This window comes from Hydrogenophaga sp. BPS33 (genome assembly GCF_009859475.1).
Classification (GTDB): Bacteria; Pseudomonadota; Gammaproteobacteria; order Burkholderiales; family Burkholderiaceae_C; genus Hydrogenophaga.
Genome location: NZ_CP044549.1, coordinates 336,734 through 357,538 on the forward strand (window position 1 = coordinate 336,734; position 20,805 = coordinate 357,538).

General features: G+C 65.4%; 16 protein-coding genes. 11 read left to right on the top strand and 5 right to left on the bottom strand.

What is annotated here, in order from left to right; all coding sequences use genetic code 11:
* Window positions 1–23: 23 nt before the first annotated feature.
* Window positions 24–1,421 (bottom strand): FAD-dependent oxidoreductase, encoded by a 1,398-nt coding sequence (locus tag F9K07_RS01580; protein ID WP_159588721.1) that lies wholly within the window; start codon window positions 1,419–1,421, stop codon window positions 24–26.
* 137 nt (window positions 1,422–1,558) lie between these two features.
* On the opposite strand from F9K07_RS01580, the gene F9K07_RS01585 reads away from it, so the two are divergent.
* The 5 genes from F9K07_RS01585 to glcF all read left to right on the top strand — a co-directional run bounded on the left by F9K07_RS01585 (window position 1,559) and on the right by glcF (window position 5,627).
* The gene (locus F9K07_RS01585) at window positions 1,559–2,347 is read left to right on the top strand and encodes an IclR family transcriptional regulator (RefSeq protein ID WP_159588723.1); all 789 of its coding nucleotides are present in this window, start codon (window positions 1,559–1,561) and stop codon (window positions 2,345–2,347) included.
* Between the two features lie 65 nt (window positions 2,348–2,412).
* Window positions 2,413–2,637 (top strand): hypothetical protein, encoded by a 225-nt coding sequence (locus tag F9K07_RS01590; protein ID WP_159588725.1) that lies wholly within the window; start codon window positions 2,413–2,415, stop codon window positions 2,635–2,637.
* A 12-nt stretch (window positions 2,638–2,649) separates the two neighbouring features.
* Window positions 2,650–3,186, top strand: a complete 537-nt coding sequence (locus F9K07_RS01595; RefSeq protein ID WP_159588727.1) for a TIGR02444 family protein — start codon at window positions 2,650–2,652, stop codon at window positions 3,184–3,186.
* Between the two features lie 85 nt (window positions 3,187–3,271).
* A complete protein-coding gene (glcE, locus tag F9K07_RS01600) occupies window positions 3,272–4,378 on the top strand; it encodes a glycolate oxidase subunit GlcE (protein ID WP_159588729.1) in 1,107 nt (368 codons plus the stop codon).
* A 1-nt stretch (window position 4,379) separates the two neighbouring features.
* Window positions 4,380–5,627: a glycolate oxidase subunit GlcF gene (glcF, locus tag F9K07_RS01605; protein WP_159588731.1), complete on the top strand. Its 1,248-nt coding sequence runs from the start codon at window positions 4,380–4,382 to the stop codon at window positions 5,625–5,627.
* On the opposite strand, the gene F9K07_RS01610 is transcribed toward glcF, so the two are convergent.
* Complete coding sequence (locus F9K07_RS01610) at window positions 5,628–6,110, bottom strand: glutathione peroxidase (RefSeq protein WP_159588733.1); 483 nt, start codon at window positions 6,108–6,110, stop codon at window positions 5,628–5,630.
* Between the two features lie 128 nt (window positions 6,111–6,238).
* Between F9K07_RS01610 and F9K07_RS01615 the strand changes: the two genes are divergently transcribed.
* Window positions 6,239–7,468 (top strand): response regulator, encoded by a 1,230-nt coding sequence (locus F9K07_RS01615; RefSeq protein WP_159588735.1) that lies wholly within the window; start codon window positions 6,239–6,241, stop codon window positions 7,466–7,468.
* Here the strand turns inward: F9K07_RS01615 and lplT are convergent, their stop codons facing one another.
* The gene (gene lplT, locus F9K07_RS01620) at window positions 7,469–8,752 is read right to left on the bottom strand and encodes a lysophospholipid transporter LplT (RefSeq protein ID WP_159588737.1); all 1,284 of its coding nucleotides are present in this window, start codon (window positions 8,750–8,752) and stop codon (window positions 7,469–7,471) included.
* Window positions 8,753–8,960: 208 nt separating this feature from the next.
* Here lplT and alr point away from each other — a divergent pair, with 208 nt between their 5' ends.
* The 5 genes from alr to F9K07_RS01640 all read left to right on the top strand — a co-directional run bounded on the left by alr (window position 8,961) and on the right by F9K07_RS01640 (window position 18,868).
* A complete protein-coding gene (gene alr / locus F9K07_RS01625) occupies window positions 8,961–10,067 on the top strand; it encodes an alanine racemase (protein WP_159588739.1) in 1,107 nt (368 codons plus the stop codon).
* A 393-nt stretch (window positions 10,068–10,460) separates the two neighbouring features.
* On the top strand, window positions 10,461–10,925 hold the full coding sequence (locus tag F9K07_RS01630; RefSeq protein ID WP_159588741.1) for a hypothetical protein: 465 nt from the start codon (window positions 10,461–10,463) through the stop codon (window positions 10,923–10,925).
* Window positions 10,926–10,993: 68 nt separating this feature from the next.
* Window positions 10,994–11,383 carry a hypothetical protein gene (locus tag F9K07_RS31700; RefSeq protein WP_236581775.1) on the top strand — a complete coding sequence of 130 codons (390 nt, stop codon included), beginning with the start codon at window positions 10,994–10,996 and terminating at the stop codon, window positions 11,381–11,383.
* Window positions 11,384–11,739: 356 nt separating this feature from the next.
* Entirely contained in the window at window positions 11,740–16,530 is a 4,791-nt protein-coding gene (locus tag F9K07_RS01635) for a calcium-binding protein (RefSeq protein WP_159588743.1), read from the top strand.
* 100 nt (window positions 16,531–16,630) lie between these two features.
* A complete protein-coding gene (locus F9K07_RS01640; RefSeq protein ID WP_159588745.1) occupies window positions 16,631–18,868 on the top strand; it encodes a type I secretion system permease/ATPase in 2,238 nt (745 codons plus the stop codon).
* A 3-nt stretch (window positions 18,869–18,871) separates the two neighbouring features.
* Here the strand turns inward: F9K07_RS01640 and F9K07_RS01645 are convergent, their stop codons facing one another.
* Window positions 18,872–20,419 carry an ArnT family glycosyltransferase gene (locus tag F9K07_RS01645; RefSeq protein WP_159588747.1) on the bottom strand — a complete coding sequence of 516 codons (1,548 nt, stop codon included), beginning with the start codon at window positions 20,417–20,419 and terminating at the stop codon, window positions 18,872–18,874.
* Window positions 20,420–20,431: 12 nt separating this feature from the next.
* Window positions 20,432–20,794: an SMR family transporter gene (locus F9K07_RS01650; RefSeq protein WP_159588749.1), complete on the bottom strand. Its 363-nt coding sequence runs from the start codon at window positions 20,792–20,794 to the stop codon at window positions 20,432–20,434.
* Between the last annotated feature and the right edge of the window lie 11 nt (window positions 20,795–20,805).

Sequence of the window (20,805 nt, forward strand, 5' to 3'; positions counted from 1 at the left end):
TCCTCGTTGTTGTGGGGCGGTGTTCAGTGCGTGCCGTCCAGGATCGCGCCGTCGGCGCGCAGCCGCGCGCGCAAGGCCTGCACCGGCAGCGCGGTGAAGTCGTGGTGTGAGCTGTCGAGCAGCATCGAGGCCGCGGTGCCCGCCGCCTGGCCCATCGCCATGCACGGGCCCATCACCCGGGCCGATCCGTGGGCGCCGCGATCGGCCGACAGGATGCGCCCGGCGGCCACGACGTTGCGTACGCCCTGTGGCAGCAGGCAGCCCCAGGGAATGTCGTAGGAGCCTCCATCGCGCACGGGAATGCGAACCTGGCCCGTGCCCGACTCGTGGATGTCCACATGGTGCGAACCCTTGCCGATGCCATCCTCGCGCTTGCGCGCGGTCAGCACGTCGTCTTCCGAGAGGCTCGTGTGGCCGACGATGCGGCGTGTCTCTCGCACCCCCACGCGGCTGGCGACGCCGCTGTACGCGGCCTGTTCGAAGCCCGGCACATGGCGCTGCATGAAGCTCGCGCACTGCCAGACCTGGTCGGCCAAGGTGGCCAGCGTGGCGCTCAGGGCCTGCGTGCGGGTGCCATCGATGCCACCGACGCGCGTGGAGTTCAGGCACACCTCGCCGCGCTGGCGCGAGGTGGGCTGGATCATGATGAGGGCGGTCGGGTAGAGCTCGCCGCGCGAGATCGCACCGGACACGAGCGGGCCATCACCCTTGAGGAACACCGTGGGCTGTGCCTGTGCGGCTGCGGCCTGCGCGAGTTGCCGGTCGGTGCGGCCCTGGCGGATCGCGTCGCTCTCGCCGAGCGCGAAGTGCTCGGGATGCGCGAGCAGGAAATCCAGCAAAGGCCCGGTGCGCACGCCAGCCATGCGGAACATCAGCGACACCGGCTGCAGCTCGCCCGCAAGTCCTCCCTGCAACACCTGCCCGCCTGCCGCACGCACGATGTCGGCATCGCCGGAGCAGTCGATGAACAGCGGCGCGCGGATTTCGGTGCGGCCTTCCTTGTTGAGCACGTGCAGCGCGCGCACCTGGGGGCCCTCGCGCACCACGCCGGTGGCGCAGGTGTGCAGCAGCAGGCGCACGCCGGCGCGTGCCAGGCAGCGCGCCACGGCGAGCTTCATCACCTCGGGGTCCAGGCACACGTACCAGATCAACCGCCAGTCGTTGAGCGGTCCGATGTAGCCGCCCAGCCGTTCGCATTCGTCCAGCAATTCGCGACCCGTGCCCCCCAGGATCCATTCGCCGCGTGCGTTGAGCGCACCGTCGATGGCCATGCCGCTGAGCAGCTCACCGCCGGGGATCGACCCCGCTTCCACCAGCGTGGTGCGTGCGCCGGTGCGCGCTGCGGCCAGCGCCGCCGCCACGCCCGCCGCGCCGGCTCCCAGCACCACCACGTCGCTCTCCATGACGTGCCGTGTGGACATGAAGTCCTCATGTGTTTCCATCGTCTGCCGTTCTCCGAATAAGCCCGGCCACATGGCCAGGACGTGCTTTGAATTATTTCCAGCGGTCTTTGCTTTCGGGACATCGGCGAATCCAGTTATTCCGTATAGTGGACAAAATGCCCAGACCCTCCAACCGATCCGATGGTGCCCAGAGCCTTCACCGCGCCATGGGCCTGCTGCGTCTGCTCTCGATGCGGGTGGCCACCGGTTGGCGCCTGAGCGACCTGGCGCAAGAGGCCGGTCTGGAGCATTCCACCGTGCACCGCATGCTGGCGTGCTTGATGGATGAGGGCATGGCCATCCGGGTGCCGGGAACGCGCCGGTACGCGCTGGGGCCGCTCGCTTACGAACTCGGCGTGGCGGCTGCGCCGCATTTCGCGATCGATCGCCTGGCCGCGGCGGCGCTGTCGCGTCTGGCTGCGGACACGCGTGACATCGTCTTCCTCAATGTGCGCAGCGGCGCGGACTCGGTGTGCATCGCGCGGTTCGACGGGCGCAAGGCGCTCAAGGCCTACACCGTGGACGTGGGCACGCGCCGCCCGCTGAGCTTGTCGGCCGGTGGTGTGGCCATGCTGATCGCGCTGCCCCGCGCCGAGCAGGCCCGGTTGGAGGCCCTCAACCTGCAGGCCATCGTGCGCCGTGGTGAGGCGCGGCAGACCGCGGTGCGGCGCATGGTGCAACGTTCTCGCCGGTTGGGCTACGGTTTCAATCAGGAGGACATCATCCCGGGCATTGCCGCCATCGGCGTGGCGATCTGCTCGCCGCAGGGCGCACCGGTGGCCTCCCTGAGCCTGGCGGCCACGGGGTCCGATCTCCTGCCGCGCCAGGCGCGCCTGCTGGAAATGCTGCGTGCGCAGGCGGCCGGGATCGCATTGCAGCTGGAGCAACTGCGCTATCCGGCCTGAGCGCGGGATCCCCGGCGCGCCCGGCCTATGATGAGCGCCCTAAAACATTCAAGGAGGAGTTCGTCATGCCCCGTGTGCCCATGCGCCTGTGTGCCATCGCCCTGTTCAGTTGCCTGGCCGTGAGCGGCCTGTGTGCCCAGACCGCCCCGGATGGCAAACGCAAGCTCCCCACGAGTGTCAAGTTTCACAAGGCCCCGTCCGAGGAAAGCCCGGCGGCGCGAGAGAAACGCCTCAAGCGTGAATGCAAGGGCCGCCCCAACGCGGGCATGTGCGCGGGCTTCACGCGCTGACGCCGTGCCGAGTTGAATTCCATAGACACCCCCTTTCAGCGCAGCGAGCAATGGCGCCACGTGCTGGCGACCTATGCCCGCCCCGGCGTGGCACAGGCCTGTCTGCTGCTGCAAGACCGCCTGGGGGTGGACGTGCTGGTGCTGCTGCACCTGGCCTACGTGTGCAGCCAACACCAGCGGCCGTTGAAGGACGGCCAGATCGCCGCGGCCGATGCGGTGGTGCGCGATTGGCGCGATCGGGTGGTGCGGCCGCTGCGCGCCGCGCGCCGCGCCATCCCCAAGGACGACCCGCAAACGCTGGCCCTGCGGGACGCGGTGCAACAGGCCGAACTGGGGGCCGAGCAACACGCACTCTCCCTGCTGGCCGCGATGCCGCTCGCGGCCGACGACACACCGCCACCGGCAGACCCGGGATCGCCCACCACGCGGGTGGCGACGTTCTACGCCCAGCGCAGCGAGAGCCTCGCCGAACTTGCTGCGGCCGAGGTCGAAGACGCCATTGCGTTGCTGGACACGCAATGGGAGCGCGGTGACGGCAAGGCCGTGTGAAGCGTGCGTGTCGGCCGCGCGGATTGCAAGCGCACATGCAGAAAATTCAAAGCCCGCGCGCGCCAGGGCGACTACCATCGCCGCCATGTTCCCCACGAACCCAGAACACCCTGGCGAGCTGATCGACCGGGTCCAGGCCGCTGTGGCCGCGCGCACGCCGCTGCACATCGGGGGCGGGCGCACCAAATCCTTTTATGGCGATGCGGTGCAGGGCGAGCCCTTGTCCACCACCGGCTGGTCCGGCATCGTGAGCTACGAGCCGACCGAGCTGGTGGTCACGGTGCGTGCGGGCACCCCGCTCGATGAACTCGAAGCCGTGCTGGCCGAGCGCGGCCAGTGCCTGGCCTTCGAGCCGCCGCGGTTCGGCGCTGGCGGCACGGTGGGCGGCATGGTGGCGGCGGGGCTGTCGGGCCCGGCGCGCGCCAGCGTGGGCTCGGTGCGCGATTTCGTGCTCGGCGCACGCTTCATCAACGGGCGCGGCGAACTGCTGACTTTCGGTGGCCAGGTCATGAAGAACGTGGCCGGCTACGACGTGAGCCGTGTGTTGGCCGGCTCCATGGGCACCCTGGGGGTGATCACCGAGGTGAGCCTCAAGGTGCTGCCGGTGGCGCCTGCCGAAGCCACCTTGGTGTTCGCGCTGCCGCAGCACGACGCGCTCGAACAACTGCACCGCTGGGGCGGCCAGCCGCTGCCCCTCAACGCCAGCCGTTGGGAAGCGCCCGACCGCCTGCACGTGCGTCTGCGCGGGGCGGTCGCGGCGGTGGAAGCGGCGTGCGAACGCATGGCGCGCGACGCCGGTGGCACGCGGCTGGACCCCGCACCAGCGGCCACCGAATGGACCGGGTGCCGCGACCAGCGCCTGCCCTTTTTCCAGCCACCTTCGCCCGAGCTGTGCCTTTGGCGCGTGTCGGTGCCGCAGACCGCGCCGGTGCTCGACCTGCCCTGGACGCCGCTGATCGAGTGGCAGGGCGCGCAGCGCTGGTGGTGGGCGCCGGCCAGCGCGGCGGAGCAGATCCGAACGGCCGCGGCCGAGGCGAAGGGCCACGCCACGCTGTTTCGCGCGGGCTCCGAAGGCCCCATGGGCGTGCCGTGCTTCGACCGCGTCAGCCCGACCCTGGACACCATCACGCAGCGCCTGCGCGCCGAGTTCGACCCGGCAGGCATCTTCAATCCCACTCCCACGCTGGACTGAAATGCAAACCCAGCTCGCTCCCGAATACCAGCAGCGTGCCGACGGCCGTGCGGCCGAGGCCATCCTGCGCAAATGCGTGCACTGCGGCTTCTGCACCGCCACCTGCCCGACCTACCAGCTGCTGGGCGACGAACTCGATGGCCCGCGTGGCCGCATCTACCTGATGAAGCAGGTACTCGAAGGCGCGGCCCCCACGCGCAGCACGCAGTTGCACCTGGACCGCTGCCTCACCTGCCGCAACTGCGAGAGCACCTGCCCCAGCGGCGTGGACTATGGCCACCTGGTCGACATCGGCCGCCAGATCGTCGATGAAAAAGTGCCACGTCCCGCCAGCGAGAAGGTGGTGCGCTGGCTGCTCAAGGAAGGCCTCACCTCGCCGCTGTTCGCGCCCGCGATGAAACTCGGCCAGTGGGTGCGCCCGCTGTTGCCGGGCGTGTTGAAAGACAAGGTGCCGGTGCCACGCGCGGCGGGCCCGTTGCCCACGCGCGCCCACGCCCGCCGCGTGCTGCTGCTCGCCGGTTGCGTGCAGCCGGCGATGATGCCCAGCATCCACAACGCCACGGCGCGCGTGCTCGACGCGGCCGGCATCCAGAGCCTGGTCGCGCCGCAAGCGGGTTGCTGTGGCGCGGTGAAGTTCCACCTGAACGACCAGGACGGTGGCAAGGCGCAGATGCGCGCCAACATCGACGCCTGGTGGCCTCTGATCGAAGGGGGCGAAGAGGGCGAAGAGGGTGTTGAGGCGATCGTGATGAACGCCTCCGGCTGTGGCGTGACGGTCAAGGAATACGGCCACATCCTGCGCGACGACCCGGCCTATGCCGCCAAGGCCGAGCGGGTGAGCGCGCTCACCCGCGACCTGAGCGAACTCCTGCCCGAGCTGGTGCCGCTGCTGCGGCCGAAGCTGCGGCAGGCGCCCGATGCCTCGCGCGTGATCGCCTTTCATCCGCCGTGCACCTTGCAGCACGGCCAGCAGCTCAAGGGCGGCGTGGAGCGGCAACTGGGCGAACTCGGCTTCACCGTGCAGGTAGCGCGCAACGAAGCCCACCTGTGCTGCGGCTCGGCCGGCACCTACTCGGTGCTCAACCCTGACATCGCGCACACCTTGCGCGACCGCAAGCTCGGCCACCTGGGCGAGCTGCAACCTGCGGTGATCGCCAGCGCCAACATCGGCTGCATCACGCACCTGCAGAGCGGCACGGACACGCCGGTGCGGCACTGGGTCGAGGTGCTCGACCAGGCTTTGGGCTGATCAGCCCAGAGCCAATTCGATATCCGACGCCAGCTTCTCGGGCGCGTCCTGCGGCGCATAGCGCTTGATCACCCGACCGTCCTTGCCCACCAGGAACTTGGTGAAGTTCCACTTGATCGCTTTGCTGCCCAGCAAGCCCGGGGCCTCGGCCGTGAGCCACTGGTAGAGCGGGTGCGCCTGCGCGCCGTTCACGTCGATCTTGGCCATCATCGGAAAGCTCACGCCGTAGTTCAGTTGGCAGAAGCTGGCGATCTCGTCGTTGCTGCCCGGGTCCTGGCTGCCGAACTGGTTGCACGGGAAACCCAGCACGACCAGGCCACGCTCGCCATACGCTTGGTGCAGCTTCTCCAGGCCGCCGAACTGTGGCGTGAAACCGCAGGCACTGGCGGTGTTCACGATCAGCAGGGGCTTGCCCTCGTATTGCCGCAAGGGCACGGTCTGGCCGTGGATGGTCTGGGCTTCGAAGTCGTAAATGCTGCTCATGCCAAGCGCTCCTGGGGTGGGTGGTGTGGAGCCCGATTGTGCGGCGTGGTGGGCGCCGGTGTGTTGGTGCCGATGGCCAATGCGGGCATACTCCCTCGGCAACATTGCACAACAGCTGGGGACTGGGCATGGCGGCAGCGTATTCGGTGGCACTGGTGGGTTTTTCGCAAAGCGAGTCGTCCACGTTCGAATCGTTCTTTCGTCTGGCCTCGCGCCGGCCGCCGGCCTACCAGGTGCAGGACGAGGTGATCGGCGTCCAGATCCTGATCGTCAACGCCGACAACCTGCAGGCCGTGCTGCTCGTGCGCGACGCCGAGTTGCCTGGCCGGGTGCTGCTGGTCGGCAGCTCCGACAGCGGCACGGGCTGGCCCCTGCACCGCAAGCCGGTCAAGCTGGTGGCGCTGCTGGCCGCGCTCGACGAGATCGTGGGCGCCAGGCGTGGGTCAGCGTCGCCGCCGCGTAGGGTGGCGACACCGTCGATGGTGGCGCAGGCCGATCGGTCGTTCCAGGTTTCCCAACTGCAAGGGCTGGACGTAAGCATGCAGCTGGCGAGCGGACACACGCACACGCCGGGACCGGACTACCCACCCTCGCTGCTGCCCGGCGCGGGCGCGGACCGCAGCTTCTCCATGACCGTGCCGTATGGCGCCGAGGACGCACCGGCCCTGGTACCCGCGGTGAAGCGCCGAAGCCGTTCGGCCGACACCGAATTCCCGCTCACGCGTCCGATGCAGCGGGAAGCACCCGCGGCCGCTGCGCCTGCTGCAGCGCCCGTGTCAGCGCCGCCACCGCCACCGGCACGGGCGAAACCCGCCGCGCAGACCGGCGTCGTGCGCATGACCGACTTCGGCGGCCTGGACGACCTGCCCCTGCCCACACCCGCGCCCGCGCGCGCCACGCGTGCGCCGCGTTCGCGCATCGCATCGGACAAGGCCAACGTCCCCGAGGTGGCGCGCGGCGACATGCTGCTGGTGGCCGAAAGCCTGGTGGAAGGCCGCATCCTGCTCAAGCGCTTCAGGCGCTATGGTCTGAACGTAGACTGGTCGCGCGAAGCGGCGCAGGCCCTGGTGATGCTCAAGGCGCATCCCTACCGCCTGGTGGTGGTCGACCGCCTCAAGGGCGACCCCGATGGCTACCACGTCTGCCGCACGGCCAAGCAAACCAAAGGCCCCAAGGGCGCGCCGGTGGTCATCATGTTCGCGCCCACCGCGGGCAGCATGGACCGCATGAAGGCCGGCCTGGCCGGTAGCGACGCCTACCTGTCGCGCTCGGTGGGCGAGGGCGAGCTGTACAAGGTGCTGGCCCACCACCGGCTCGTCAACCTCGACGCGTTCGCGCCCACGAACGTGGGGTTCTAGTCAACCATGTAAGTCGTCGCGGCGGGCGATTTCGAGCAGGCGCTCCAGCTCGTGCGGATGGTGGCGCTGGTTGTAGCGGTGCCACAGCGCGATCAGGCCCATGCAGCCGGCGACCAGCACGCCAAAGGCCGTGATCGCGGCGAAGGCCGACAGGCCCATGCCGGTGGAAAAGCTGTAAGCCGCGCCCAGGCCCAGGATGCAGGCCTGCTCGTTGAAGTTCTGCACCGCGATCGAGCGGCCCGCGCCCATCAGGTTGTGGCCCCGGTGCTGCAGCAAGGCATTCATGGGCACCACCAGGAAACCGCCCAGTCCGCCCAGCAGCACCAGGAAAGGCGCGGCCACCCAGACGTTATCGATGAAATTCATCAGGATCACCAGCAGGCCCATGCCGATGCCCAGCGGCATCACGCGTGTGGCCTGGTCCAGCCGCATGCGCATGGACGCGATCACCGCGCCCACCGCCGTGCCCACCGCTACCACGCCCACCAGCGACGAGGCCTGCGTGGTGGTGTAGCCCAGCGCCGCGCCCGCCCAGGCCAGCACGATATAGCGCAGGTTGCCCGAGACCCCCCAGAACAGCGTGGTGGTGGACAGCGAGATCTGCCCCAGGCGGTCGCGCCAGAGGCGGCTGTTGCAGCGCCAGAAGTCCGGCAACAGCGCCAGCGGGTTTTTCGGCATCGGGCGCGAGGTGACGCCGGTGAGCGGAATGCGCGTGTTGAACCAGGCCGCCAGCGCATAGACCGCCATCAGTGCCGCGACCGCCGCTTGCGCCGGATGGTGAATGCCGGTGTGGAAACCCGGTATGTCGACGGAGAGCAACAGGCCAGACACCCAAGGGCTCACCAACTGGCCGCCCAGCAGCACGCCCAGGATGATGGAGGCGATGGTCAGGCCCTCGATCCAGCCGTTGGCCTTGACCAGTTGCGAGGGCGGCAGCAGCTCGGTGAGGATGCCGTACTTGGCCGGCGAATACGCCGCCGCACCCAGGCCGACCAGCGTATAGGCCAGCAGCGGATGCACACCGGTGAGCATGAGCAGGCAGCCCAGCACCTTGATGGCATTGCTGATGAACATCACCCGCCCCTTGGGGTAGGCGTCGGCGAACGCGCCCACGAAGGGCGCGAGCACCACATAGAACAAGGCGAAGAGGGGCACCAATGCGGCGCTTTGCCATTCGGGCGCGCCGCGTGTGCGCAGCAGTTCGATGGCGGCGACGAACAACGCGTTGTCCGCCAGCGAGCTGAAGAACTGCGCCGTCATGATGGTGTAGAAGCCGCGCTTCATGGCGATGATTTGTGTGCCGGACCCCGGTGGCACAGGCCACGCGTGGGGGAGCTCCGGCTTTTTGTGCGACAGTTGACGGGCGTCTCCAAACGATGCGGGGTTATAGCACGCGGTCTTGACGCTCCCGGGTCATGGTTGACCCGATGGCGACCGATAGTTGCCCCTGAATTCCCGGCCTTTGCGCTTTACCGCACACCCTCTGTCCGACATGCCGCGCCCGATCCTCGCCACCGTCCATCCCGATGCCCTTCGCCACAACCTGCAACGCGCGCGCGACGCCGCGCCAGACGCCAAGGTGTGGGCGGTGGTCAAGGCCAACGCCTATGGCCATGGCATCGAGCGCTGCTTCGATGCTTTGCGTGCCGCCGATGGTTTTGCGCTGCTCGATCTGGCCGAAGCCGAACGCCTGCGCGCACTCGACTGGCGCGGTCCCATCCATTTGCTCGAAGGCGTGTTCGAGCCGCGCGACCTGGAACTGTGTTCGCGCCTGCACCTGTGGCACACGGTGCATTGCACCGAGCAGATCGACTGGCTGGCCGCGCACAAGACCCAGGTGCCGCACCGCGTGTTCCTGAAGCTCAACAGCGGCATGAACCGCCTGGGTTTCAAGTCCGCGGCATTTCGCAGCGCGTGGGCGCGGCTCAACGCGCTGCCGCAGGTGGAAGAAATCTCGCTCATCACCCACTTCAGCGACGCCGACGGCGCGCGTGGCATTGCGCACCAGGTGGCCGCCTTCGAAGAGGCCACGGCCGACCTGCAGGGTGAACGCAGCCTTTGCAACAGCGCGGCCCTGCTGCGTTTTGCCGGGCAGGCGCTGGGGGGCTCGCAAAACCTGGCAGCGGACTGGGTGCGTGAAGGCATCGCACTGTACGGCGGCGCGCCCGACCACCCCGAGAAGCGGGCCGCCGACTGGGGCCTGCAGCCGGCCATGACCTTGTCCAGCCGCATCATCGGCCTGCAGTCCTTGCAGGCGGGCGACACCGTCGGCTACGGATCGACCTTTACCGCCGACGCCGAGATGCGTGTGGGCGTCGTGGCCTGCGGCTATGCCGATGGCTACCCGCGCCACGCGCCCACCGGCACGCCGGTGATGGTGGAGGGAATGCGCACGCGCCTCATCGGCCGCGTGAGCATGGACATGCTCATGGTGGACCTCACCGATCTGCCCGCCTGCGGCATGGGCTCGGAGGTGGTGCTGTGGGGCCGGTCGTCGAGCGGCGCGGTGCTGCCGATCGACGAGGTGGCCTACGCGGCCGGGACCATCAGCTATGAGCTGATGTGCGCGGTGGCGGCGCGGGTGCCGTTTTCGGCTTGACCTGACAGGACCGAGACAACCCTCATCCCCGCCCTCTCCCGCATAGCGGACGAGGGGGCAGGGCATGCACGCCGGCGGGAGAGCGTTGGGGGGAAGGTGCTTCCCCAGGTTGTCCAATTCACCGGGTGGCCCGGCACATCGTCTACATCGGCTTGCATTCGAAGGCCGCGCCGTCGGCCTCGGAGCGCTTCACGCTCATACGCTCGAAATGCAGCAAAAACTGGGACAGATACGGTCTGCACCTGAGTGTTGGATGCTTTTTGTTGCATTAATCCCACACAAGAAGCGAGTTTCCATCAAAATTTAGTAGGTTTTTATACCCCGTGGAAGTATTGAGCGGTGCGCTTCGCGTTTATCGTGGCGGTTGAACATATGTGAAGGCGGTTGTCCTTGATGGCGGGGCTGCCCAAGGAGGAGATAGAGGTAATGAGATTTTTAGGAACATATTCGAGAAATTCATTTCTCCCATTTTTTATTGCAGGAATAGTTGGCGCTTTGGCCTTTTTTCTGCTTGCGAAAGGCGTAATTGGCGCACCAATTTATGCGGGAATTTTGATGTGCATCATGGCATTGATGATCATTTCTATTTGTCAGATCGTTTTGCGCATATTTATAAAAGAGGTATTTTTTTTGATCAGGAAAACAAGGTTTGATCAGGTGAGTCAGGATGAGTTGGCGAAAGAACAACCCTCAACAAGAATGGCGTTGCTTATACAGGCAGTTGCGATTTCCTGTATGGGATTCGCGTATGGATGGATGGATGTTGCTGGCAGTGTATTTATCTTTCATTTAATCAAGGGGCCGCGAAGCGGCGACGAGCTTGAAGTAGCAACATTCATTGTGCCCAGAGACATGTGAACATAGCAAAAATCTAAGTTGAAATAGCGATTTGAATTGGATCTACCGTGAAAAATGTAAATTTATTCTTGATCGCGATTGTATTCTCAATACAGCTCCTGCCATCTGCGCACGCCGGCCCTTTCACGTTCCCGGAACAGGCTGATCAGCTTGCCAGAGAGGTAATTCGGGTGTTTGTTGAAGAAGGCGTGTGCAAGGATATCAATGAATGTGTCCGGAATGAGATTGTGTATCGTGCGGGTACTGATGAACACAGAACCGTACAGATATACAAAATTCACACTATCAGGCCACAGGCAATCAGTCGTGCAATTCAATCTGCGGTGAATGCCTATTACGCAAATGGGAGACGCGCTACCGTGGAAGTTGTGGGATATCAGGAGTCAAGGGAAGAGAAGGCCCGCCTATTTTCTAATGTGAAGCCTATTGTTCATGTGATTTTAAAGGAGGTCAGATAATGTATAAAGTTGAGATTCGTTCGGGCGTGCTTACGGATAACGCTCGAATTCATGCATGGATTTATATAGAGTACCCAGATGGAACCATCGTGGCGCGAGGCTTCTATCCAGCCGAAAAGGGCCTTGAAGGGTTAAATGGTCCGGGGGAGGTTCGAGATGATCTGATTACTCAGCATAATGCCAGTTCCGGTGTCTTTCTTATAGATCAAGAGGCGTTTAATCGATTGAGCGGTTTTATTGATCGGACTACTGCCAACCCTCCTCCTTATTCGCTGATCTTCGGCTCGCATTGCACGGTGTGGGCGTTGACCGCTTTGGCCGAGGCCGAGATCATTCCGCATGAGTTGTCACCAGGGATGACACCAAATAACATCTGGACCGATTTCGTTCAGACGCTGGTATGGAACCCTATTTGGCAGTATGCCGGCTTCAATTTGTGGGACAAGGTCAACCCCACAGTCAACACCCATTTCCGCACTTCCCAACAATCCGGTTCCCCGATCATCCTGGACCTGGATGGAGACGGCATCGAGATCAGCCGGTTCAATGGCGGCGCCATTACCTTCGACCACGATGCCAACGGCATTCGCACGGGCACGGCCTGGGCTGCTGCCGACGATGGCCTGCTCGTGCTCGACCGCGACGGCAACGGCCGGATCGACTCAGGCCGAGAACTCTTCGGCGACAACACCTTGCTGGCCAATGGCAAGCGCGCCGCCGACGGCTATGCCGCGCTGCGCGAACTGGACGGCAATGCCGACGGCGTGTTGGACGGCGGTGACGCGGCCTTCGCCCGCCTGCGCGTCTGGCGTGACCTGGACCAGGACGGCTTGAGCGACGAAGGCGAACTGTTCTCGCTCGGTGAGATGGGGCTGTCCCAGATCGGCCTGAACAAGAACGCCTTCACCCAGACCCTGGCCGATGGCACGCGCCTGGACGGCCGGGGCAGCTTCACCATCCAGGGGCAGAGCCGCACCTATACCGACGCGTGGTTCGCCGAGAACCCGTTCTACCGGGAGTTCGCAGAAGCCATCGGCATCAGCGAAGACGTGGCAGCGCTGCCTGACATGCAGGGCTCGGGTGCGGTGCGCGATTTGCGCGAAGCGGCCATGCTCAGCGAGCCGTTGCGCTTGCTGCTGGAACAGTTCAGCGCGGCCAGCACACGAGACGCGCAACGCGCGCTGATCGACCCGATCCTGCAGGCGTGGGCGAACACCAGCGATTTCGCGACCGTGACCGAGTGGGAAGCCAGCGGACGCTCGGTGAGCTATGCCCTCAATGGCATGGACGCGGTGAACACGGCGTTGTGGAAGCAGCGCATCGCGGTGCTGGAGGCCTTCAATGCGCAGAACTACGTGGCTTTGAGCACCGGGACGACACAGGTTTCCACCGGCCCCTACAGGCAGGAGTTGCTGGAGCAGAGTTATGCCGCGCTGCATGCCAGTGTGTACGGCGCGCTGGTCATGCAGACCCGGTTGAAGCCCTATCTGGACAGCATCGAACTCGTCATTGACGAACAAGGTATCCGTCTGGACGCGACGGCGCTGGATGCGCGGTTGAATGCGGCTTATGCGCTGAACGAGGGCGACACCATCCTGGATCTCGCCCACTTGATCCATGTCGCGCAGGACGTGCTGGAGCAGGCAGGGTATGTTGCCATGGACAAGCTGAAGCTGTGGATGACAGCGCTGCCGGCCGGGTCTGCGGTACCGGCCCAAGTCCGGGACATGGGCCTCGGTCTGTTCTTTGGGACAGCTGGCGACGAAATGTTCACGGGAACCTCGGGCGACGATACGGTGTATGGGGAAGCGGGCCACGACACGATCAATGCCGAGGGTGGCAGCGACGTGGTCTTCGGTGGTGCGGGCAACGACAGCATCAACGGCGCAGGCGGCAACGACTGGATCGACGGAGGTGACGGGAATGACGCGATCACCGACACCCTTGGCGTGAACACGCTGCGGGGCGGTGCTGGGAACGACGTTCTTCATGGCCGTGGGATGTTCGAAGGTGGGCAGGGCGACGATGCGCTGAGCGCGAGCGACAGCTGGTCGGCCGACACCTACATCTTCAACCTGGGTGACGGGCACGACACCATCACCGAGTGGAGCGTGAACCAATCCATAGGCTATGCCGGGTACGAGGACACCTTGCAGTTCGGCGCTGGCATCACGGCGGCCGACGTGCAGCTGCGGCGCGTCGGCAACGACATGGTCTTCTGGCTCAACGAGAACGACCAGATCACGGTCAAGGAATGGTTCTCCACGGACATCAACCGGGCGTACCGCTTCATCGAGAAGGTAGCGTTTGCCGATGGCACGGTGTGGAACACGGCGCCGCTCATGGCCAAGACGCCGCAGGCCTACCAGGCAGGAGAAATGGGGGACGTGTTGCGTGGCTGGGATGGCATTGATCTGATCCATGGCAACGGTGGCAACGACACCATCAATGGCGAGGGTGCCAACGACTACCTTGACGGGGGCGATGGCAACGACAACATCAACGCCGGTGAAGGCAGCGACGTGGTCTTCGGTGGTGCGGGCAACGACAGCATCAACGGCGCAGGCGGCAACGACTGGATCGACGGAGGTGACGGGAATGACGCGATCACCGATACCGCTGGCGCGAACACGCTGCGAGGCGGTGCTGGGAACGACGTTCTTCATGGCCGTGGGGTGTTCGAAGGAGGCCAGGGCGACGATGCGCTGAGCGCGAGCGACAGCTGGTCGGCCGACACCTACATCTTCAACCTGGGTGACGGGCACGACACCATCACCGAGTGGAGCGTGAACCAATTCATAGGCTATGCGGGGTACGAGGACACCTTGCAGTTCGGCCCCGGCATCACGGCGGCCGACGTGCAGCTGCGGCGCGTCGGCAACGACATGGTCTTCTGGCTCAACGAGAACGACCAGATCACGGTCAAGGAATGGTTCTCCACGGACATCAACCGGGCGTACCGCTTCATCGAGAAGGTAGCGTTTGCCGATGGCACGGTGTGGAACACGGCGCCGCTCATGGCCAAGACGCCGCAGGCCTACCAGGCAGGAGAAATGGGGGACGTGTTGCGTGGCTGGGATGGCATTGATCTGATCCATGGCAACGGTGGCAACGACACCATCAATGGCGAGGGTGCCAACGACTACCTTGACGGGGGCGATGGCAACGACAACATCAACGCCGGTGAAGGCAGCGACGTGGTCTTCGGTGGTGCGGGCAACGACAGCATCAACGGCGCAGGCGGCAACGACTGGATCGACGGAGGTGACGGGAATGACGCGATCACCGATACCGCTGGCGCGAACACGCTGCGAGGCGGTGCTGGGAACGACGTTCTTCATGGCCGTGGGGTGTTCGAAGGAGGCCAGGGCGACGATGCGCTGAGCGCGAGCGACAGCTGGTCGGCCGACACCTACATCTTCAACCTGGGTGACGGGCACGACACCATCACCGAGTGGAGCGTGAACCAATTCATAGGCTATGCGGGGTACGAGGACACCTTGCAGTTCGGCCCCGGCATCACGGCGGCCGACGTGCAGCTGCGGCGCGTCGGCAACGACATGGTGTTCTGGCTCAACGAGAACGACCAGATCACGGTCAAGGAATGGTTCTCCACGGACATCAACCGGGCGTACCGCTTCATCGAGCGGGTAGCGTTTGCCGATGGAGCCGTGTGGAACACGGCACCGCTCATGGCCAGGACGCCGCAGGCCTACCAAGCTGGGGAAGGCGCTGAAGTCCTCAGGGGCTGGGATGGCATTGATCTGATCCATGGCAACGGTGGCAACGACACCATCAATGGCGAGGGTGCCAACGACTACCTTGACGGGGGTGACGGCAACGACAACATCCATGCCGGTGAAGGCAGCGACGTGGTCTTCGGTGGTGCGGGCAACGACAGCATCAATGGCGCGGGCGGCAACGACTGGATCGACGGGGGTGACGGGAATGACGCGATCACCGACACCGCTGGCGCGAACACGCTGCGAGGCGGTGCTGGGAACGACATCCTTCATGGCCGTGGGGTGTTCGAAGGAGGCCAGGGCGACGATGCGCTGAGCGCGAGCGACAGCTGGTCGGCCGACACCTACATCTTCAACCTGGGTGACGGGCACGACACCATCACCGAGTGGAGCGTGAACCAATCCATAGGCTATGCGGGGTACGAGGACACCTTGCAGTTCGGCCCCGGCATCACGGCGGCCGACGTGCAGCTGCGGCGCGTCGGCAACGACATGGTGTTCTGGCTCAACGAGAACGACCAGATCACGGTCAAGGAATGGTTCTCCACGGACATCAACCGGGCGTACCGCTTCATCGAGAAGGTGGCGTTTGCCGATGGCACGGCGTGGAACACGGCGCCGCTCATGGCCAGGATGCCGCAGGCCTACCAGGCCGGGGAAGGCGCTGAAGTCATCAGGGGCTGGGATGGCATTGATCTGATCCATGGCAACGGTGGCAACGACACCATCAATGGCGAGGGTGCCAACGACTACCTTGACGGGGGCGATGGCAACGACAACATCAACGCCGGTGAAGGCAGCGACGTGGTCTTCGGTGGTGCGGGCAACGACAGCATCAACGGCGCAGGCGGCAACGACTGGATCGACGGAGGTGACGGGAATGACGCGATCACCGACACCGCTGGCGCGAACACGCTGCGAGGCGGTGTTGGCAACGACACCCTTCATGGCCGTGGGATGTTCGAAGGTGGTCAAGGAGACGATGCGCTGAGCGCGAGCGACAGCTGGTCGGCCGACACCTACATCTTCAACCTGGGTGACGGGCGTGACACCATCACCGAGTGGGGTGTGAACCATTCCATGGGCTATGCCGGGTATGACGACACCCTGCAGTTCGGCCAGGGCATCGCGCATGACCAGCTATGGTTCAGCAGGGATGGGAACGATCTGGACGTGACGCTGATGGGGTCGAGCGAAGGCGTGGTGATCAAGGACTGGTACGCCAGTCCTTACAGACAGGTGGAGCAGTTTCAGGCGGCAGACAACCAGGTGCTGCTCGCCAGCCAGATCGACGCGCTGGTGCAAGCCATGGCCGCGTTCTCGCCGCCGCCTCCCGGCCAGACCACGCTCACGCCCGCACTGCAAAGCGCACTGGCCCCGGTGATCGCCGCGAACTGGACCTGACACTTCGCCTCCTCGCGAAAAGCTAGCCCCCGAACCCTTGATGGGCGCGTGGGGCCGGCAGAGCGCGCAACCGCTGCTTCAAGAACAAACGACAAAAGCCATGACGGACACGACTTTGGAAGGGCCGAGTTTCACTCACGCCCATGTGATCGGACAGCTTGCCGAGGTCCTGTCTTCGGAACCACCGCCGTCGCTGGACTCCGGCCTGGTCTGTCTTATAAAAATGGCCCGTTTCCATGGATTGGCGGCCGACGGTGATCAGTTGGCGCACGAGTTCGGCGACACCTCTTCCGCCCATGCCCCGTTCCAGACGCAAACCATCTTGCTGGCGGCGAAAAAAATGGGACTGCAGGCCAAATGCATCAAGGCCGATCGGGCGCGTCTGCACAAGACGCCTCTGCCTGCCATTGCCGTGTGCCGAGACGCTCAAGGGGGTGAGTCGTTTTTCGTGCTCGGCCGGGTCGACGCCGACAAGGCGTTGATCGAATCGCCCAACGCCAGCCGGCCGGAGCCCCTGTCGATGGCCGAGCTGCACGCCCGCTGGCCCAGCGGCGAGCTGATTCTGTTCACCTCCCGCGCTTCGGTGGCCGGCGAGATGGCCCGCTTCGACTTCACCTGGTTCATTCCGGCGATCGTGAAGTACCGCCACCTCCTGCTCGAAACGCTGGTCGTCAGCTTCGTGCTGCAGATCTTCGCGCTCATCACGCCGCTGTTCTTCCAGGTGGTGATGGACAAGGTGCTGGTGCACCGGGGCACCACCACCCTGGATGTGATCGCGATCGGCTTTGCCGCAGTCGTCGTGTTCGAGGTCACCCTCACGGCGCTGCGCAGCTATGTGTTCTCGCACACCACCAGCCGCATCGATGTGGAGTTGGGTGCGCGCTTGTTCCGGCACTTGTTGGCCTTGCCGCTGACCTACTTCCAGGCCCGCCGCGTGGGCGACTCCGTGGCGCGGGTGCGCGAACTGGAAAACGTGCGCGCCTTTCTCACCGGCAACGCACTCACCGTGGTGCTGGACCTGCTGTTCTCCGTGGTGTTCCTCGCGGTCATGGCGTATTACAGCGTCTGGCTCACGTTGATCTTGGTGTTGTCGCTGCCGTGTTACGCCATCCTCACGGGGGTCACCACGCCGGTGCTGCGCGCGCGCCTGAACGAGAAGTTCAACCGGGGCGCGGAGAACCAGGCCTTCCTGGTCGAGACCATCAGCCACATCGACACCGTCAAGAGCATGGCCGTGGAGACGAAGTGGACGACGCGTTGGGACAACCAGCTGGCGGGCTACGTGTCGGCGGGTTTTCGCACGGCCACCATCGGCACCCTGGCCAACGGCGGCGTCACGTTGGTCTCCAAGCTGGTCACGGTGGCCACGCTGTACTTCGGTGCCAAGCTGGTCATCGAGGGCCAGCTCAGCGTGGGTCAGTTGATCGCCTTCAACATGCTGGCCGGGCAGGTGGCCCAACCCGTGATGCGCCTGGCGCAGTTGTGGACGGACTTTCAGCAGATCGGCATTTCGGTGCAACGCCTGGGGGACATTCTCAACAGCCGCACCGAGGTGGCCGGCGGCAAGAACGCGTTGCCGCCGCTCCAGGGGCGCATCACGCTCGACGGCGTGGTGTTCCGCTACCGGCCAGAGGGTGCCGAGGCCCTCAAGAACCTGTCGATCGACATCGCGCCCGGCGAGGTGATCGGCGTGGTCGGCCGCTCGGGCTCGGGCAAGAGCACGTTGACCAAACTGATCCAGCGCTTGTACATACCCGAGCGGGGCAGGGTGCTGGTGGACGGCATGGATCTGGCGCTGGCCGACGCCGGTTCGCTGCGCCGCCAGGTGGGCGTGGTGTTGCAGGAAAACGCGCTGTTCGCGCGCACCGTGCGCGAGAACATCGCGCTGGCCGACCCGGGCGCGCCCCTCGCCAAAGTGATGACCGCCGCTCGCATGGCCGGCGCGCACGACTTCATCACCGAACTGCCGGAGGGTTACGACACGCTGGTGGGTGAACACGGCTCTACGTTGTCGGGTGGGCAGCGCCAACGCATCGCCATTGCGCGCGCGCTCATGACCAACCCGCGCATCCTGATCCTCGACGAAGCCACCAGCGCGCTGGACTACGAGAGCGAACACATCATCCAGAACAACATGAAGGCGATGGCGCGCGGGCGCACGGTGATCATCGTCGCGCACCGCCTGAGCGCGGTGCGCGATGCGAACCGCATCGTGGTGATGGAGCGGGGCCAGATCGTGGAAATGGGCACGCACGCCGACCTGCTGAAGAACCCTGCGGGCGTGTATGCGGGCTTGCACCGGTTGCAGCACACCAGCGAAAGCCTGCGCGAGCGCTGAGCCTCACCGCCCCGGCGAACACGCCGCGAACCCGTACCGCTCGCAAAATGGGCTGCCCAGCACCGGCAGCCAGCGCGGAACATCGTGGAATTCGCGCGCGACGGTGGCCAGCACGTCGTCGTGGAACGGCTGGTACTTGAAACCCACGCCGTCTACCGCGAAGAACGCCACGCCGTCGACCTCGAAGCGCTTCGTGCTCACCCGCTCGAAGTACGGCGCGAAATCGGCCAGGTGGGGCTCGTCGTACAGGAACACGCGGATCGGCTGGCCCGCGTACTGGCGGAAATCGATGATCTGGTCGTCCTGCCGCGCATGGTGGCGGCCCACGCCGAACACCGGCACGTACTGCTTGTGGTGGAACGCCAGCATGGCCGAAGGGTTGTAGGTGCGGCCCATCAAGGTGGCACCGGCCGGCAGGTCCTGCTCCAGTGCCTGCACGATGGCGGCGGTCTCGCGCAGGAACACCGCGCGGTCGTAAATCTTGAACGGCTGCCACCACGACAGCGGCGCCCATGCCACCGCCGCCACCGCGATGAGGTGGGGCACGGAAAGCGCCACGGTCCACCACAGGCTGCGCCGCAAAGGCCGCGCCTGTAGCCGCAGCCCGGCCCATACCACGAAGATCGGCACGAAGCCCAGCACCCAGTGCAGGCCGATGGTGCGCCGCGTGCTCAGCAGCGCGAACACGATCAGCGGAAACAGCCACAGCACCGCCAGGGTGCGCGCGGTGGTGGGCGACATGCCCGGCGCTTCGCGCGCGGCCAGGGCGCGCCACAGCAGCCACGGCGTGAGCAGGTAGACCGCCATCGCCACGTACCCGGCGAAGGTGCTGAGCGACCAGTGCGAACCCTCGTTGCGGTTGAACACGTTGAACATCACGTTGCTCCAGCCGTGCGTGGCGTTGAAAGCGACGTTGAAGGCGATCGAGGGCAGCGCGAACGCGAAGATCAGGAACGGTGCCCACCAGCGCTGGCGCCGCCAGCCAAAACAATGCGCCGCGTACGCGAAGCCCAGCAGGGCCGCGAAGTATTTGGAGAGAAAGGCCAGGCCGAGGAACAGGCCGGCCAGCGCGTACCAGCCCAGGCCGCGGCCGGGGCCGGTGTGGGTGTCGGCGCGCAGATAGCACCAGACCGAGATCGCCATGAAGAACACCAGCGGCGTGTCGGTGGTCACCAGCACGAACAGCCACGACCAGGGCATGGCCAGGTACACCGCGCCCGCCAGCCAGGCGCTGGCTTCACGGTCTTCGGGCAGATGGCGGCGCAACACGTCGACCACGCCCAGCGCGATGGCGCTGGTGACCAGCAGCGTGAAGCTGCGCAGCATGAGCGGATGGTCGCCGCCCAGGCGCAGCAGCGCGAGCAGCCAGCCCACCATGGGTGGGTGATCGGAATAGCCCCAGGATGGGAACACGCCCCACTGGTAGAAGAAGGCCTCGTCGCCGGTGATGGGGAAGGTCGCCGCGATGGCGATCTTCAGCAGCAGCGTGAGGGCGAACGCGCCCCAGAAGATCTGGCGCGAGGCGTGGGCGGAAAATTCGGAGGCGTGCATGGTCAATAGAAGTCAGGCGTCCATGGCGAGCAAGGACACGCCCACCACGATCAAGGTGCAACCGGCTACCCGCAGCCAGGAAAACGGCTCGCCGAGCCAGAGCACGCCCAGCGCCATGGTGACCACGAAACCCAGGCTCACCAGCGGGTAGGCCATGCTCACGTCCAGGCGCGACAACACCCACAGCCAGAGCAAGGCGCTGGCGCCGTAGAGCACCAGGCCGAGCCACACCATCGGGCTGGTGAGCGCGTGCACATAGGTGCTGCCGACGTCGGCGGCCGCGTTGGGCGCGCCCATGCCGCGCTTCATGGCGATCTGCGCGGCCGAAGAGAGCAGCACGCAGAACACGGCCAGGCCCAGAGCAATGGATTTCATGGGGAACAATC